Origin of the sequence: Bacillus sp. PAMC28571, from assembly GCF_014250435.1 — a bacterium.
In the GTDB taxonomy this organism is placed as follows: Bacteria; Bacillota; Bacilli; order Bacillales; family Bacillaceae; genus Bacillus; species Bacillus safensis.
In genome coordinates this window covers 2,327,458-2,343,453 of sequence record NZ_CP060191.1, presented here as the reverse complement: position 1 = coordinate 2,343,453, position 15,996 = coordinate 2,327,458, and the positions used below count along the sequence as shown (strand labels likewise).

The 15,996-nt window shown below is 42.3% G+C and carries 16 protein-coding genes and 2 other annotated features; of the genes, 15 read left to right on the top strand and 1 reads right to left on the bottom strand.

Annotated features, from left to right (window positions below; all coding sequences use genetic code 11):
- The first annotated feature begins 2 nt into the window (after window positions 1-2).
- From coaE to H7F25_RS11770, 11 genes are all read left to right on the top strand, one after another.
- Window positions 3-608, top strand: a complete 606-nt coding sequence (gene coaE, locus H7F25_RS11820; protein WP_107163245.1) for a dephospho-CoA kinase — start codon at window positions 3-5, stop codon at window positions 606-608.
- A 172-nt stretch (window positions 609-780) separates the two neighbouring features.
- Window positions 781-1,803, top strand: coding sequence for a glyceraldehyde-3-phosphate dehydrogenase (locus tag H7F25_RS11815; protein ID WP_024425707.1), 1,023 nt, complete (start codon window positions 781-783; stop codon window positions 1,801-1,803).
- A 235-nt stretch (window positions 1,804-2,038) separates the two neighbouring features.
- The gene (gene speD, locus H7F25_RS11810) at window positions 2,039-2,419 is read left to right on the top strand and encodes an adenosylmethionine decarboxylase (protein ID WP_003216492.1); all 381 of its coding nucleotides are present in this window, start codon (window positions 2,039-2,041) and stop codon (window positions 2,417-2,419) included.
- Between the two features lie 183 nt (window positions 2,420-2,602).
- Window positions 2,603-2,989, top strand: a complete 387-nt coding sequence (locus H7F25_RS11805) for a hypothetical protein (RefSeq protein ID WP_024425708.1) — start codon at window positions 2,603-2,605, stop codon at window positions 2,987-2,989.
- Between the two features lie 4 nt (window positions 2,990-2,993).
- Window positions 2,994-3,452, top strand: a complete 459-nt coding sequence (gene nrdR / locus H7F25_RS11800; protein ID WP_003216720.1) for a transcriptional regulator NrdR — start codon at window positions 2,994-2,996, stop codon at window positions 3,450-3,452.
- Window positions 3,453-3,553: 101 nt separating this feature from the next.
- Complete coding sequence (locus H7F25_RS11795; protein WP_024426137.1) at window positions 3,554-4,978, top strand: replicative helicase loading/DNA remodeling protein DnaB; 1,425 nt, start codon at window positions 3,554-3,556, stop codon at window positions 4,976-4,978.
- A 16-nt stretch (window positions 4,979-4,994) separates the two neighbouring features.
- Window positions 4,995-5,924, top strand: coding sequence for a primosomal protein DnaI (dnaI, locus tag H7F25_RS11790; RefSeq protein ID WP_024425710.1), 930 nt, complete (start codon window positions 4,995-4,997; stop codon window positions 5,922-5,924).
- A 33-nt stretch (window positions 5,925-5,957) separates the two neighbouring features.
- On the top strand, window positions 5,958-6,596 hold the full coding sequence (locus H7F25_RS11785) for a TVP38/TMEM64 family protein (protein WP_025092250.1): 639 nt from the start codon (window positions 5,958-5,960) through the stop codon (window positions 6,594-6,596).
- A 60-nt stretch (window positions 6,597-6,656) separates the two neighbouring features.
- On the top strand, window positions 6,657-7,526 hold the full coding sequence (ytxC, locus tag H7F25_RS11780) for a putative sporulation protein YtxC (protein ID WP_024426135.1): 870 nt from the start codon (window positions 6,657-6,659) through the stop codon (window positions 7,524-7,526).
- A 43-nt stretch (window positions 7,527-7,569) separates the two neighbouring features.
- Window positions 7,570-7,816 (top strand) — a binding site (T-box leader).
- 45 nt (window positions 7,817-7,861) lie between these two features.
- Window positions 7,862-9,802: a threonine--tRNA ligase gene (thrS, locus tag H7F25_RS11775; RefSeq protein WP_024426134.1), complete on the top strand. Its 1,941-nt coding sequence runs from the start codon at window positions 7,862-7,864 to the stop codon at window positions 9,800-9,802.
- A gap of 156 nt (window positions 9,803-9,958) precedes the next feature.
- A complete protein-coding gene (locus H7F25_RS11770) occupies window positions 9,959-10,879 on the top strand; it encodes a methyl-accepting chemotaxis protein (RefSeq protein WP_185853753.1) in 921 nt (306 codons plus the stop codon).
- A gap of 53 nt (window positions 10,880-10,932) precedes the next feature.
- Here H7F25_RS11770 and H7F25_RS11765 read toward each other — a convergent pair whose 3' ends face one another.
- Window positions 10,933-11,712, bottom strand: a complete 780-nt coding sequence (locus H7F25_RS11765; RefSeq protein ID WP_024426132.1) for an HAD family hydrolase — start codon at window positions 11,710-11,712, stop codon at window positions 10,933-10,935.
- Between the two features lie 176 nt (window positions 11,713-11,888).
- Here H7F25_RS11765 and H7F25_RS11760 point away from each other — a divergent pair, with 176 nt between their 5' ends.
- From H7F25_RS11760 to lrgB, 4 genes are all read left to right on the top strand, one after another.
- Window positions 11,889-13,646, top strand: a complete 1,758-nt coding sequence (locus tag H7F25_RS11760; protein ID WP_041115033.1) for a sensor histidine kinase — start codon at window positions 11,889-11,891, stop codon at window positions 13,644-13,646.
- Window positions 13,643-14,380: a LytR/AlgR family response regulator transcription factor gene (locus H7F25_RS11755; protein WP_176966884.1), complete on the top strand. Its 738-nt coding sequence runs from the start codon at window positions 13,643-13,645 to the stop codon at window positions 14,378-14,380. Before H7F25_RS11760 ends, H7F25_RS11755 begins: the two co-directional genes overlap by 4 nt.
- Before the next feature lie 137 nt (window positions 14,381-14,517).
- Window positions 14,518-14,961 (top strand): antiholin-like murein hydrolase modulator LrgA, encoded by a 444-nt coding sequence (lrgA, locus tag H7F25_RS11750; protein ID WP_024425718.1) that lies wholly within the window; start codon window positions 14,518-14,520, stop codon window positions 14,959-14,961.
- Between the two features lie 14 nt (window positions 14,962-14,975).
- A complete protein-coding gene (lrgB, locus tag H7F25_RS11745; RefSeq protein ID WP_024425719.1) occupies window positions 14,976-15,671 on the top strand; it encodes an antiholin-like protein LrgB in 696 nt (231 codons plus the stop codon).
- 128 nt (window positions 15,672-15,799) lie between these two features.
- Window positions 15,800-15,931 (top strand) — a sequence feature (ribosomal protein L20 leader region).
- The last annotated feature ends 65 nt before the right edge of the window (window positions 15,932-15,996 follow it).

The window sequence follows — 15,996 nt, the reverse complement described above, 5'->3', positions numbered from 1 at the left end:
AATTGACGCTTGTCATTGGATTAACAGGCGGGATTGCTAGTGGAAAAAGCACCGTCTCGCAAATGATAAAAGAGCAGGGCATCCGGGTCGTGGACGCAGATGTCATTGCAAAAGAAGCGGTTGCCAAAGGTACACCAGCTCTTCAACAAATCGTTCAAACCTTTGGCGAGGATGTTCTCCTGCCAAATGGGGAGCTGAACCGGCAGCAGCTTGGAGCCATCATTTTTTCTGATGAAGAGAAAAGAAAGCAGCTGAATGCGATTGTTCATCCTGAAGTGAGAAAGGAAATGCTCAAACAGAGAGATGAAGGAGTTAGTCAGCAAGAAACCTTCGTTGTCCTCGATATCCCGCTTTTATTTGAAAGTCAGCTGGAAAGCCTCGTCGACCGCATCATTGTGGTGTATACAACGCCTGAATTGCAGCTGTCGCGGCTCATGAATCGAAATGACCTCAGCGAGGAAGAAGCACTGAATCGTATTCACTCTCAGCAGTCTCTTGAGGAGAAATGTAAAAAAGCAGACCACGTGATAGAGAACACACAAGATCTCGCGTTTATCAGAAAGCAATTGCAGAACATATTAAATGAATGGGAACATACAGATAAGTAAGAGTACATATACGTACTCTTCTTTTTTTATGCTTTATTCTTATTTCCTTTGAAAAGAACAGCCCTTTTTAGAAAATATACGTTTATATACTGGCAATTACATTCTAATGTGATATACTAATTTCATAAATAAATTTATTGAGTATAACACATAATAGAGGAGTGACCTGTTCATGAAGGTAAAAGCAGCGATCAATGGGTTTGGCAGAATTGGACGCATGGTCTTCAGAAAAGCAATGCTTGATGATCAAATTCAAATTGTAGCGGTGAACGCAAGCTATCCTGCCGAAACGCTAGCACATTTAATTAAATATGACACAAATCATGGACGTTACGAATGTGATGTGACTGCAGAAGATGACGCCTTGATTGTAAATGGCAAAAGAGTGCTTTTGCTTAATAATAGAGATCCAAAGCAGCTTCCATGGGGAGAGCTTGGGATTGATATCGTCATTGAAGCAACAGGTAAATTTAATTCAAAAGATCAAGCGATGGGCCATATAGATGCTGGAGCGAAAAAAGTCGTTCTAACAGCTCCAGGTAAAAATGAAGACATTACGATTGTGATGGGTGTCAATGAGGATGATCTTGATCCTGAAAAGCACGTCATTATTTCAAACGCATCTTGTACAACAAACTGTTTAGCACCAGTTGTGAAACTGTTAGATGATGAATTTGGCATCGACAACGGGTTAATGACAACGGTTCATGCTTATACAAATGATCAAAAAAATATCGATAACCCGCATAAGGATCTGCGCCGGGCAAGAGCATGTGCTCAGTCCATTATTCCAACTACGACGGGTGCCGCTAAAGCGCTTTCTTTAGTGCTTCCGCACATGAAAGGGAAATTGCATGGGCTTGCACTCCGCGTGCCGGTTTCCAATGTGTCGATGGTTGATCTTGTTGTAGACTTAAAAAAAGATGTCACAGCAGAAGAAGTCAATGCAGCCTTCTCGAATGCATCTAAAACATCTCTTGCTGGTATTTTAGATTACACAGATGAGCCGCTTGTCTCTACGGACTTTAACACGAACCCTTACTCAGCAGTCGTTGATGGATTGACAACGATGGTAATGGAAGGGAGAAAAGTAAAAGTTCTTGCATGGTATGACAATGAATGGGGTTATTCATGCCGAGTGGTTGACCTTGTGAAATTTGTCGGCGCACAGATGAAAGAGCTGTCTGCTGTTTGAAATGAAGAAGACGATCGTCCCTTTTCAAGAAATGAGAGAAAATCCCACTAAAAACACAGCTTGCAAAATGGGTCTAAACAAAGTATACTATTTTTCGTGAACTTCTTGTTCGCAGACTCATTCGGGTATACTTAAAGGGTTAGGACCTCTTAGGACTAACTTTCCCCCGTGGTATATGTCCGGTCCGGCTGCTTAGAACTTCACTCTTTCATTCTTGTTTAAAGGGGGGTCCATGATGGAAACAATCGGACGTCACGTTATCTCCGAGCTATGGGGATGCGACTGTGATAAACTGAACGACATGGATTTTATTGAAAAAACGTTTGTAAATGCAGCTTTGAAATCAGGAGCTGAGGTAAGAGAGGTTGCTTTTCACAAATTTGCACCTCAAGGAGTAAGTGGAGTTGTCATTATTTCTGAATCTCATCTGACAATTCACAGCTTTCCTGAACATGGTTATGCGAGCATAGATGTTTATACTTGCGGCGACCTAGATCCGAATATTGCAGCAGATCATATCGGAGATGAATTAGGTGCTGAAACAAGAGAAAACATCGAAATTCCTCGAGGCATGGGTCCTGTACAAGTAAAACAGGCACAAGCCAAAGCACTGTAAACTTAAAAAAGATTGCAATGGGAGCTGGCCAAAAGCATTGAATGCCTTTGTGTTATGCTCCTTTTTATATTTTTTTTGATAAAAATCCAACATTCCCCAGCTTGTCTATACTTTTGTTCTAGGAAAACAAAGGTTTTTTTTATAAAATAAAGAAAGAGGCATTATGGCAAAGGGGATACGTGTATGACTTTAAGACAAAAGTTTAAGCGATTCATGTCAAACCATACAGAAACATCTGACGAGCATCCAGTGTCAGAACTGAAAAGCCATTACTACAAATCGACGAATGCACAAGTTTTTCAAGCGGTGGAAACCATTCTTTCCCGAAGCGATTCTTATCAAGTGACATCTGTTTCAGCAGAACGAGGTGAAATCAGCGCAAACATACGATTGCCGAAAAAAGCCTTTCTCGTGGCGACTGTCATTTCAATTCGTCCTTTTGAAACAGCTGTCGATTTTAATGTGACAACAGAAACGGCCCTGCCAACAGATTTCGGCTATAGTCAAAAGACCGTTCTGTCCCTTTATGATGAACTAGACAAACAACTTCCAAGAATAGATCGGAGCTGATGAAATGAAATGTCCCACATGTCAGCACCTTGGCACAAGGGTGCTTGATTCAAGACCAGTAGATGAAGGGAAATCCATCCGTCGTAGAAGAGAGTGCGAAAGCTGCCAATATCGCTTTACGACGTTTGAAAAATTAGAAGAATTACCGCTGATTGTGGTGAAAAAAGAAGGGATTCGAGAAGAATTCAGCCGGGAAAAAATGCTGAGAGGACTCATCAAAGCGTGTGAAAAGCGTCCTGTCGCTTTAAAGCAGCTGGAGGATGTCTGCTTTAATATCGAAAAAGAACTGCGCAATCAAGGCATGTCAGAGGTGAAAAGCGAGCTTGTAGGTGAAATGGTCATGGACGAGCTGGCGAAAATTGATGAAGTGTCTTACGTCAGGTTTGCCTCGGTTTATCGGCAGTTTAAAGACATCAATGTTTTTATTGATGAATTAAAAGATCTATTAAAGAAAGAACGCTAAAAAGAGCTGGAGATTCTTCATGCTCTTTTTCCTGCGTAAAGCGTAAAACGTAAAAAGAGTGTACAATGGAAACAATCGCAATTCATGGGGAGGATCAGCATATGACAGAGCATTGGAAGGAAGTGCTAGCCGTCGATCCGTATGTCGTCAAAAGCGCTTCATTGCTCGGTGACATCGATAGACAGCTCATCACTCTTTTATATCAGCCGCTTATTGGCATGTCCGCTTTCAGCTTATACATGACGCTGTGGGGTGAGCTGGAACAAAATCGTATGTGGGGGAAACCTGCACCTCATCGGCAGCTCATGGTCATGCTGCAGACGAATTTAAATGATATTTTTGAGGAACGTTTAAAGCTTGAAGCGATCGGCTTACTCCGCACATATGAACAGGAAACGGAAGAAGGCAGACTGTTTACATATGAGCTTGTACCGCCGCTAAGACCAGATGAGTTTTTCCAAGATGGTATGCTGAATGTCCTGCTGTACCATCGGGTTGAGAAAGCAAAATATATGCAGCTGCGTGATTATTTCTCCTATCCAGGTGTTCCTGCAGAAGCAAAGAACATTTCACGGTCGTTTGAAGAAGTCTTTCACGTATTGCAGCCAGGCGAGCGCAAGATGACAGAAGAAATTCATCAGGCGTCATCGCTTGATCAAGGCTATGAATATGTGACCGTTGGATCGAGTCAGCCGGCACCGCTCTCAGACGAATCCTTTGATTTCGATCTATTATTAGCAGGTATGTCTGACATGATGATTCCAAGAAAGGCTTTGACAAAGCAGGTAAAAGAAACAATTAAGAAGTTAGCTGTTGTATACGGCATCACCCCGCTTCAAATGCAAAATATTGTAGCAGGTGCATGCGGTTCGGATCAAATGATCTCAACAGAAGAGCTGAGAAAAGCAGCAAGAGACTGGTACCAAATTGAATACAGAGGCGAACAGCCAAAGCTGATTGATCAAAAACAGCCAAGACACTTGCGCCAAGATGCTTCAAAGACGCCGGCGGCTGATACTCCAGATGCAAAATTGATTGAAAAACTGGATCATATTTCGCCTAGAGAGCTGCTAAAAGACATGGCAGATGGTATTGAGCCAACGTATGCCGACTTAAGAATTGTCGAAGATATCATGCTCGAGCAGCAGCTAGAGCCAGGTGTCATGAATGTTCTCATCTACTATACATTACTCAAAACAGATATGAAGCTGTCAAAAACATATATGCAAAAAATCGCCGCTCATTGGGTGAGGAAGAAAATTAAAACCGTAGCAGCGGCCATGAAAATTGCCAAAGAAGAGAACAGACAAATGACAGAGTGGGCGCAGCAGAAAAAGCAGCGCAGCCCATATGGTACAGGAAAAGTTGTCCGGGAAGAGAAACTGCCTGACTGGATGAAAGAAACCGAAACAAAAGAACAGCCGGCAAAAGAGCAAACGGACAATCTGTCTACAGAAGACCTCGAACGAGAAAAAGAAAAACTGTTAGATCAGTTTAAAAATATGAAAAAGTACAATGCACATTAAGGTGAGGTGAGATGGGATGAAACCGATCGGTCGTTCATTTGAACAGCTAAAAGGACGAGTAGATTTTCGCGTGAGATACAATCAGATTAAAGAAAGTGTGTTATCTGATGAAGATGTGAAGGCTTTTTTACAGAAGCATCAAGAAGAGATACATGAAGACATGATCAATCGCAGCTTGAACCGGCTCTTTGAATATGTGCAGCAGTCGAAGGGCTGCTCTTACTGCTTAGATGACGAAAACGTTAATGCGATTTTAGATGGGTATCACCCGAAGCTTGTGATCAAAGGTCAGAGTATTGATATTGAATATTCTCCTTGCCCAGTCAAGCTGCGGCTCGATAGACAGAAGAAACAGCAAGAGCTGATGAAAAGCATGTATATTCCGCAAAATGTCCTTCAAGCGACGTTCGCTGATCTGAACGTTGTGGGGAGACAAGAGGTCATTCAAAAAGTAGGTCAATTCCTCCAAAGCTATGATGAGACTGGAAAAGGAAAAGGCTTGTATTTACACGGAAAGTTTGGAGTAGGAAAAACGTATATACTGGCAGCTATTGCGCAGCAGCTAGCGGAGAAAGAATACCCATCTCTCCTTGTTTACGTGCCTGAATTTGTAAGAGAGTTAAAAAATTCATTAGCCGATCATACGCTAGAAGAAAAGCTGAATATGGTCAAGTCCACTCCTATTTTAATGCTTGATGATATTGGGGCAGAATCGATGACAAGCTGGGTGCGGGATGAACTGCTCGGTACGATCTTACAATACCGTATGGCAGAGCAGCTGCCGACATTTTTCTCTTCTAATTTCTCACCAAACGAGCTGAAGCATCACTTTACGTACTCACAGCGGGGAGAAAAAGAAGAGGTCAAAGCCGCTCGTTTAATGGAACGGATTCTCTATTTAGCAGAGCCAGTGTTGCTCGAAGGAGAAAACCGCCGTCATTTATAAAAGCGTATGTCACCTGAAGGAGGAGCAAATGAAATGAACAAAAGAAAATGGCTGCTTTTTCTTGGGATTGGCATTCTTGCTGCTGCGCTGTGGTGGCTGAATAAACAGCATCTTCAGCTGGCGCCAAAAGATGTGAAGAATTGGGTGCTTCAATTTGGAATGCTGGCTCCCTTTGTTTTTCTTTTCTTATCTCTTTTCCGCCCGTTTGTTCTCGTCCCGATTACGGTCTTTTCTTTGGCGGCAGGTTTGGCATTCGGCAGTGTCCTTGGGACGATTTATGCCCTCATTGGAGCGACAGCCGGGGCAACAGGCTCTTTCATGATTGCTTCAACCTTTCGTGCAAAAAAGAAGGAAACGGAATCAAACAGCCGAAAGCTGAAAGCGGTGACGTCCCGCATTCAGGAGCATGGATTTCTTTATATTTTGTTATTGCGTATTGCACCGATTCACTTTGATTTTGTCAGCTATGCGGCAGCTGCTTCACGTGCAAATTATCGTGCATTTGTGACAGCCACCTTTTTAGGCTTAATACCGGGGACAATTGCGTTAAATGTTCTCGGCTCAAGCTTTGTCAGCGGAAATTATGCCGCCTTAGTGGTTGTTTGTTTGATTTATTTGATCTTTATCTCTGTTCCACTCATTTTAAAAAGAAAGATGCCTGATTTATTTTAGGCGTCTATTTTTTATGTTCCCCCCATATATATGTAACAGATGTCGTTAGGGGGGACAAACATGCTTGAAATAATCTTTGAAGATGAATATGATACCGCCGCTTTTTTACATCTTGCTGAACACTTAGACAGTCGGCATCACATGTCAATTCAACAAGGGAAAGACCGGCTTCTCATAGAGGCGAAGGAATCCGAAGAAGCACTTGAGCACATTGTGCGGCCATTATTGGTTCACTTTTTTTTGGAATGCAAAGAAAATGAGCGCATGCGCAGCATCCTTGAAAACACCTATTTGTTTAAAGATCCTGAAGAGCAGCACCAAATTCTTTCCATCGCACACAGTATCATGAACGGGGATTTAGATGATATTCCCGGCATTCAGCAAGACCCGTCAAGAGAAGCCCTTTTAAAAAAGGAGCTTGATGCGATTTCTTTACAGCAAGGCGTTTTTTCAATTGGTTCATTTATGACATTTAGACTGTCAGAGTATGACCGAAGGCTGAAGAACTATGTTGAAGTGTCCATTGAAGAATACAAAATGGAGCAAGAGTATCAAAATTTCATTCAATCGCTTCGAGACTATGTGATGGCAAGAGAGCCTAGGCTCGAAAAAGTACATGTTGTGCATCAGGACCGCCTGGTGATTTGGGAATTTCGCTACGCTTCTGAGCGTGATCAAAAACAATACATAGACAGACAGTTTGTAAGAGAGCATCCAATGTATATTGATTCGCAGCTGATTGCACCGCTTGTCTCCATTGCACCGCAAAAAATTGACCTATTTACAAATGATACAGGTCACTCGATGGTGCAAACCATTCAAAATATTTTTCAAGAAAGGGTCGAGGTGTTCCCGTCTCATTCATTCCAAGAGCAGAATGTTCAATTTGTACATGCTCATTTCAACAAGAAAAGTGAAAAGCTTTCTTGATTTTCACGAAAAAACGTTTTATAATACGGTGTAACTTCATACAGAGACCGTATTGATAAGGACATGAACAAATGAACACCCGCTTAAAGAGAGGGAAGCCGCGGCTGAAAGCTTCCTAGCAGAGGACCATTTGCTTTACCACCTTTGAACATCAGCTGTGAAATTTTAGTAATGGCTGACGGGAATTCCCGTTATCGAACCGCAAGCCGTATTTGCTTATGAAAAAGCAAGCTGCAAATACGGGAAAAAGGGTGGAACCACGATTCCGTTTATTCAACCTCGTCCCTTTCCAGGGGGCGGGGTTTTTATATTGCCAAAAAAAGGAGTGACCAGAGATGTCAGAACAAATTCAACTTACATTTCCAGATGGAGCAGTCAAGGAGTTTGACAAAACAGCTACAACAGAAGACATCGCGGCATCAATTAGCCCGGGCCTAAAGAAAAAAGCACTTGCCGGTAAATTGAACGGTAAAGAAATAGATCTGCGTACGCCGCTATTAGAAAGTGGAACAATCGAGATCATCACAGATAAAAGTGAAGAAGCACTCGACATTATGCGCCACAGCACAGCTCATTTGCTAGCGCAGGCAATCAAACGTCTGTATGGAAAAGAGCATCACGTTCAGTTTGGCGTAGGTCCTGTCATCGAAAATGGCTTCTACTACGATGTAGACATCGATGTTGCCATCACACCTGAAGACTTACCAAAGATTGAAAAAGAAATGAAGAAAATCATTAACAGCAATTTGCCAATTGAGCGAATTGAAGTATCAAGAGAAGAAGCGAAAAAGCGCTTTGAAGCGATTGGTGATGAATTGAAGCTTGAGCTGTTAGAGGCGATTCCAGAAGGTGAAGCTGTGACGATTTATGAGCAGGGTGAATTCTTTGACCTCTGCCGCGGGATTCACTTGCCGTCTACAGGGAAAATCAAAGAGTTTAAACTGTTAAGCCTTGCCGGTGCATACTGGAGAGGTGACAGTAACAACCAAATGCTTCAGCGTATTTACGGAACAGCTTTCTTCAGCAAAGAAGATTTAAATGAACACTTACGTCTGCTGGAAGAAGCGAAAGAACGCGATCACCGTAAGCTTGGAAAAGAGCTGAAACTGTTTGCGAATTCCCAAAAGGTTGGTCAAGGACTTCCGCTTTGGCTGCCAAAAGGCGCTACAATCCGCCGCGTCATTGAGCGTTACATTGTCGATAAAGAAGTGCGTCTTGGCTATGAACATGTGTACACACCAGTTCTTGCAAGTGTTGAATTGTATAAAACATCAGGACATTGGGCGCATTATCAAGAAGACATGTTCCCAGTAATGGAAATGGACAACGAAGATCTTGTTCTTCGTCCGATGAACTGTCCGCACCATATGATGATTTACAAAAACGAGCCGCACAGCTATCGCGAATTGCCAATTCGTATTGCAGAGCTTGGTACAATGCACCGCTATGAAATGTCAGGTGCCTTATCCGGCCTTCAGCGTGTTCGCGGTATGACCTTAAACGATGCACACATCTTTGTTCGTCCAGATCAAATCAAAGACGAGTTCATCCGTACAGTTCGTTTAATTGAAGAAGTGTATCAAGACTTTGGCTTGAATGACTACACATTCCGCTTGTCTTATCGTGATCCAGAAGATACTGAGAAGTATTTCGATGACGATGCGATGTGGAATAAAGCACAATCGATGCTGAAGGATGCAATGGACGAGCTTGGTCACGACTACTATGAAGCAGAAGGCGAAGCGGCATTTTATGGGCCGAAGCTTGATGTACAAGTGAAGACAGCTCTTGGAAAAGAAGAGACATTATCCACTGTACAGCTTGATTTCTTACTTCCAGAACGCTTTGATCTCACATATATCGGAGAAGATGGAAAGCACCATCGTCCAGTCGTGATTCATAGAGGTGTTGTTTCTACAATGGAACGCTTCGTTGCCTTCTTAATTGAAGAATACAAAGGAGCCCTTCCAACATGGCTGGCACCTGTACAATTCCAAGTCATCCCAGTTTCACCGTCTGTTCATTTAGACTATGCGAAAAAAGTACAAGAACGTTTGCAGCTTGAAGGTCTTCGTGTAGAGCTTGACAGCCGCGATGAAAAAATTGGGTACAAAATTAGAGAAGCGCAAATGCAAAAGATTCCGTACATGCTTGTCGTCGGAGATCAAGAAGCAGAAAATGGCGCTGTCAATGTAAGAAAATACGGGGAACAAGATTCAGAAACAATGGATCTTGAAGCCTTTGTGAAACATGCAGTAGCAGAAGCAAAGAAATAATAAGCACAGCCAGTGATTCTCTTTAGATCACTGGCTTTTTCTTTTTGGAGAACACTTCCACTAGTGATCCAATTTCTAAAAAGAGACGTTTAGATAGTACAAAAGTAAGGGTAAGTATGTACTATTGGTTCGAGACAAATTGGGGGAATGAAAGCGATGATGCAAACAACAAACAATTTTTCGTCACATATATTGGAGCAATCAGCTGTTCTTCGTGCATTAGAGCACTCGCTGGCAATGATTGAATTTAATGTGACAGGTGAAGTTCTATGGGTGAACGATATTTTTGCAAAAGCCATGGGATATTCTAAAGAAGAGATGATCGGTCTTAAACATAGACAGTTCTGTCCTCCGCATATTATAGAACACACGAGCTATCACATGTTTTGGAAGCGTTTGAGAGAAGGTCAAGTCTTTCAGGAAAAAGTGCAGCGGATCACAAAAAACGGCAGCAGCTTATGGCTTGAAGCGACATATTCACCTGTTCATGATGAAGAAGGAACTGTAGTGGGTGTTGTGAAAGTGGCAACAGATATTACGGAGAGAGAACATACAATGAAGCAAGTCGTAGAAGACCTAAAGGAGATGTCTGCGAAATTAATGGAACGAGCAGAAATTGGCATTCAGCATAGTCAAAGTGTCAATGCCTCCTTTGATCATATAGCAAACGAAACCGATCAAAATATGAGCTTGTTAAAAGGATTAACGGAGCAGGTAGAGTCCATCAGCTCCATTGCGGCAACCATCAACAGCATTTCTTCACAAACCCAGCTGCTCGCCTTAAATGCAGCAATAGAAGCGGCACATGCGGGTTCCTATGGAAATGGCTTTAGTGTAGTGGCAGCAGAGATTCGAAAGCTTGCGACAAATTCAAAAGAAGCGATCGTCAAGGTAGATCAATATGTGAAGGCGATCCATGCAGAAGTAGAGAAAGTCAGCAGCGGAACAAGCCGGGCAAAGACAACCGTGTTTACAAACCGGGATCTTGTAAAGCAGGCAAGTGAGGAATTCATCGTTGTAGGAGAAGCAGCACGCGGCTTAGACCGGCAAGCGAAAAGTCTAGCGGCAATCATATAGCTCTAAAAATACAAAAACACCCAATCTCGTCAGGAGAAGGGTGTTTTTTTGTTCTATTTTAATATATCAAACAATTCATGTAAGTCTTTGATTTCATAATCAGGCGTCACATCTGTTTCATTTTTCTTGCCATGGCGATTGATCCAAACGGTTTGGATGCCAACGCGAGATGCGCCGAGAATATCTGTTTTCGGATTATCTCCAACCATGATCACTTCGTCTTTTGTTAAGTTTAACAGCTGAAGGCAGTGCTCAAAGATACCCGGGTCAGGTTTGCCTTTCCCGTAATCTCCTGAAATCACGATTTCGTTAAAATAAGGGGCAAGCTCAGGAACACCTGCCAGTTTCTCCTTTTGAAGGCTAGGATCTCCGTTTGTTAAAAGGAGCAATTCGTAGCTGCCTTTCAGGCGGTTTAAAACAGGGTATGTTTCTTCATAGACATATGGGCGTTTTCTGCGTTCTGCTGCAAAGAAATCAGCCAAATATTGTCCAAATGCCTCATCGTCAATTCCCGCTGTCTTTAAGCCGTTGGTCCAAGCATTTTTACGATACTCTGGTGCAATGGCGTTCAGCTTTTGAAAGCCTTCGCTAATCGGTTCACTAAAATTGGACCACAGTCCTTCGAAAGGATTAATGCCGATCATGACAGTATAGTCATATGTTTCATAGGAAGAGTACAGCTTTCTTGCTTCTTCACGTACAATCTGTTCAAACGATTCTGGATCAAGTCCATATTTCTTTTCCGCTTCCCGGCAAGTTTCTTGAAAAGTTGTATGAATGCTTTTTTCGTCCCAAAGCAAAGTATCATCTAAATCGAAAAATACGGCTTTCATGATCTTCTCCCTTGTTATGTATGTGTTACCTTCAACTGCAAGTGACAGGCTCAAGTTCATTTTACAATAGAAGAAGGGGCCAATAAAGAAAAGATTTGAGAGATCTTTGATCATTGACCGCACATGATAGAATAGAAAGACAGTAGATATGACATACATCATTTGAGGTGGCCGGTTTGCTTCATTTAATTATCATGATGATCGAGCGTGTGGGGATCATCGTTATTTTAGGATTTGTGCTTGCTCATGTGAAGGGCTTTCGCAATCTATTGCTACATAATCAAGGGTTTCGGAAAAAGGCAATCCTTGTCTTCATTTTTGCTTCTTTTAGTATTATCAGCAATTACACAGGAATTGAAATCCAGCAGCAAATTGTCATGAATCATGAGTTTTCTTATCATCTCGGCTCGTCAAGCTCTATCGCCAATACGAGAATTATGGGGATCGAAATGGGTGGTTTGATCGGGGGGCCGTTTGTAGGGATTGGTGCAGGGCTTTTAGCTGGAATTCATCGTTATTCCCTAGGAGGAAGCACTGCGCTCAGCTGTGCGATTTCTTCCATTTTAGCGGGTGTCATTGCAGGCTATGTCGGCAGCAGGTTTAAGCGGAGGAATCGAATGGTGACTCCTCGCCAAGCAGCCCTTTTTGGTGTAGCGATGGAATCATTACAGATGATCATCATCCTTCTGTTTGCAAAGCCATTTGCGGATGCATGGGGGCTTGTCAGTATCATCGCTTTGCCGATGATCTTTGTGAATGGAATCGGCAGCTTTATCTTTTTATCTATTTTACAGTCTGTCATTCGGCAAGAAGAGCAGGCAAAAGCGATGCAGACACATCGTGTATTTTCGATCGCCGATCAAACACTGCCTTTTTTCCGCCAAGGGTTAAATGAACAGTCATGTAAAAGTGTGGCGGAGATCATTCATCGGTTGACTGAAACAGATGCGGTCTCCTTAACAGACACAGAAAAGATTTTAGCGCATGTCGGAGATGGAACAGATCATCATATTCCATCTAAAAGCCTGATTACGGGGCTGTCGAAACAAGTATTGATGAGCGGCAAGATTATGAAGGCACATTCGAAGGACGAAATCAATTGTTCAGTCGCCCATTGCCCTCTTGAAGCCGCAATCGTGCTGCCGCTCACTTCTAACGGTCAAACGATTGGAACGTTAAAAATGTATTTCAATTCTCCGGTCGGATTAAGCAGGGTGGAAGAGGAGCTTGCAGAAGGTTTGGCGATGCTGTTTTCCACACAGCTTGAGCTTGGGGAGGCGGAAACCCAAAGCCGCCTGCTAAAAGATGCAGAGATCAAAGCACTTCAAGCACAAGTGAACCCGCACTTTTTATTTAACGCCATTAATACCATCTCTGTTTTATGCAGAACCAATGTGGAGATGGCAAGGAAGCTGCTGCTGCAGCTAAGTATTTATTTTCGTTCAAATATGCAAGGTGCCCGGCAGCTGCTGATTCCAATGCATAAAGAGATTCAGCATGTGGAGGCATATTTATCACTCGAACAAGCAAGGTTTCCAAATAAGTACCATGTGACCTTTCAAATTGAAAAGGAGCTGGAGCAGGTGATGATTCCTCCCTTTGTGCTTCAGGTGCTTGTTGAAAACGCAGTAAGACATGCTTTTCCTAAACATCAAACGAATTGTGAAGTCATCGTATCCGCTTTGATGAAAGATGGGCATGTTTATATGAAAGTGACAGATAATGGACAGGGGATTGAAGATGATAAGATGGCTCAGCTATTAAAAGCGCCTGTCAAATCACTAGAAGGAACAGGGACAGCCCTTTTTAATTTAGATCAGCGGTTAAGAGGAATTTTTGGCAGACAAGCCGCTTTATCCATTCATAGTGACCAAGGCACTGACATCTCATTTCGCATTCCGATGGACTATGTAAAAAAGGATGATTCTCGTTGATGAAAGTATTAATCGTAGATGATGAAGTGTTAGCAAGAGATGAATTAAAATACTTATTACGAAGAACGAAAGAGGATGTTCAAATAGAGGAAGCAGAAAATATAGAATCTGCTTTTGACCGGATGGTCGACCATAAGCCGGATCTGCTCTTTTTAGACATTGATTTATCTGGTGAGAACGGATTTGATATTGCCAAAAGGCTTAACCGGATGTCTGATCCGCCAGCGGTTGTATTTGCGACAGCCTTTGATCAATATGCGCTGAAGGCGTTTGAGGTAAGTGCACTTGATTACTTAACAAAACCATTTGATGAAGAGCGGCTGCTCCAGACTATCCAGAAGTTTAAAAAATGGAAATCTGTTGAGACGCAAGAGCACCAGCTGTCAGATGAGAAAGCGCCCCGCCAGCAAAAATTAGCGATCTCAGTCGATGACTCAATTGTGATCCTGCAAGTTGAAGAGATCATGTATGTAGGACTCAGCGAGGGGAAAAAGGTCGTGAAAACAAAGGATCACATGTATGAGGTCACAGAACCGCTTGTGGTCATTGAAAAGAAACTTCCTGAGGCTTACTTTATGAGGGTCCATCGCAGCTATATCGTGAATACCTCTCATATGAAAGAAGTCCAGCCGTGGTTTAATTCGACATATAACCTGCATATGACAGACGGGTCCATCATTCCTGTCAGCCGTACATATGCGAAAGAATTAAAGAAGTCGCTCCTGCTAGAGTAGGAGGGCTTTTTTTGTTTGTATTTCAATACTCGTTTTTTGCATTTCAGTCATTGAATCCAGCGAGTTTTATTGTAAACGCTTCATTCGTTTATTTCATGCCTTATACTGAGGGCAGTCGAAGAAAGAGGTGAAGGGGCATGAGTGCCACGAAAGTATATGGATTTCTATCTCAAGCATTTATTTTTGCAACCGTAATGTTCGTTTCTAATCTCATTTCAATGTATTTACCGATTCCGATGCCCGCATCCGTCATTGGTTTGGTTCTATTATTTGTTTTGTTAACAACGAAAATCGTCAAACTAGAGCAGGTGGAGCAATTAGGTACATCATTGACAGGACTCATTAGCTTTCTATTTGTTCCCTCTGGGATCTCCGTTATTCAATCATTAGGTGTCATGCAAGAAGTAGGTGTGCAAGTCGTCGGTGTCATTATCATTGCAACCATTATGCTACTTGCAGCGACAGGGCTGTTTTCGCAGCTTCTCATGCAATTATCAGAAAGACCGCAGAAACGTAAAGAGACAAAGGAGAGTAAATCTGCTCCTTCTCATTCAAATAAACCAGCTTCAAGTACGCATTAAAGGAGAGATGCAAAATGGGTACAAGTACGATGAGCCCTTATTTTGGCATTGTCGTCTCATTGGTCGCTTTTGGAATAGGGACATTCTTATTTAAAAAATCAAAAGGCTTCTTCTTGTTCACCCCGCTGTTTGTGGCGATGGTACTAGGCATTTTATTTTTGAAAGTTGGCGGTTTTTCCTACGCAGATTATAATGAGGGCGGCAAGATTATCAAATTTTTCTTAGAGCCTGCAACGATTGCTTTCGCTATCCCGCTTTATAAGCAGCGAGCCTTGCTTAAAAAATATTGGTGGCAAATTTTATCTGCTATTTTTGTAGGTTCACTTTGTTCCATTACGATCGTATATCTCGTAGCAAAAGGAATTCATTTAGATGCGGCTGTGATGAAAAGCATGCTTCCACAAGCAGCGACAACAGCGATTGCTCTTCCAATTGCAAAGGATATTGGCGGAATCGCAGATATCACAGCCTTTGCGGTCATATTTAACGCAGTCATTGTCTATGCACTAGGTGCCTTCTTCTTAAAATTGTTTCGCATTAAAAACCCAGTTGCAAAAGGTCTTGCACTTGGTACATCAGGACATGCGCTTGGGGTTTCTGTTGGAATTGAGATGGGAGAAGTAGAAGCAGCGATGGCAAGTATCGCCGTTGTAGTCGTAGGAGTTGTGACCGTTATCGTCATCCCAATCTTTATGCAGTTAATTCTTTGATGCCGTCATGGTGTGAAAAAGTCTTGCCCAATTCGTCTCATCATGTTAAACTGAAAAAGTTGTTTCAAGAGTTCGGTTACTTGACGGACAAATGAAAATTGTGTAGAATAGTTAACGAATTGAATAGATATCACAAGCAGAAGCACCCGCTTCTCACCTGATTGACACATGTTTGTAGTTGACAGGTTGACCGTACATTTATTTTTTCACGCAAATGTTCGCAGTGTGGGTGTTTTATATGCCCACACTTTTTGTTTGCCTGTAAAACATACAACGAAATGGTCAAAATGAATTGTGAACTCAATTCAAAATCTCATGGAGGTGG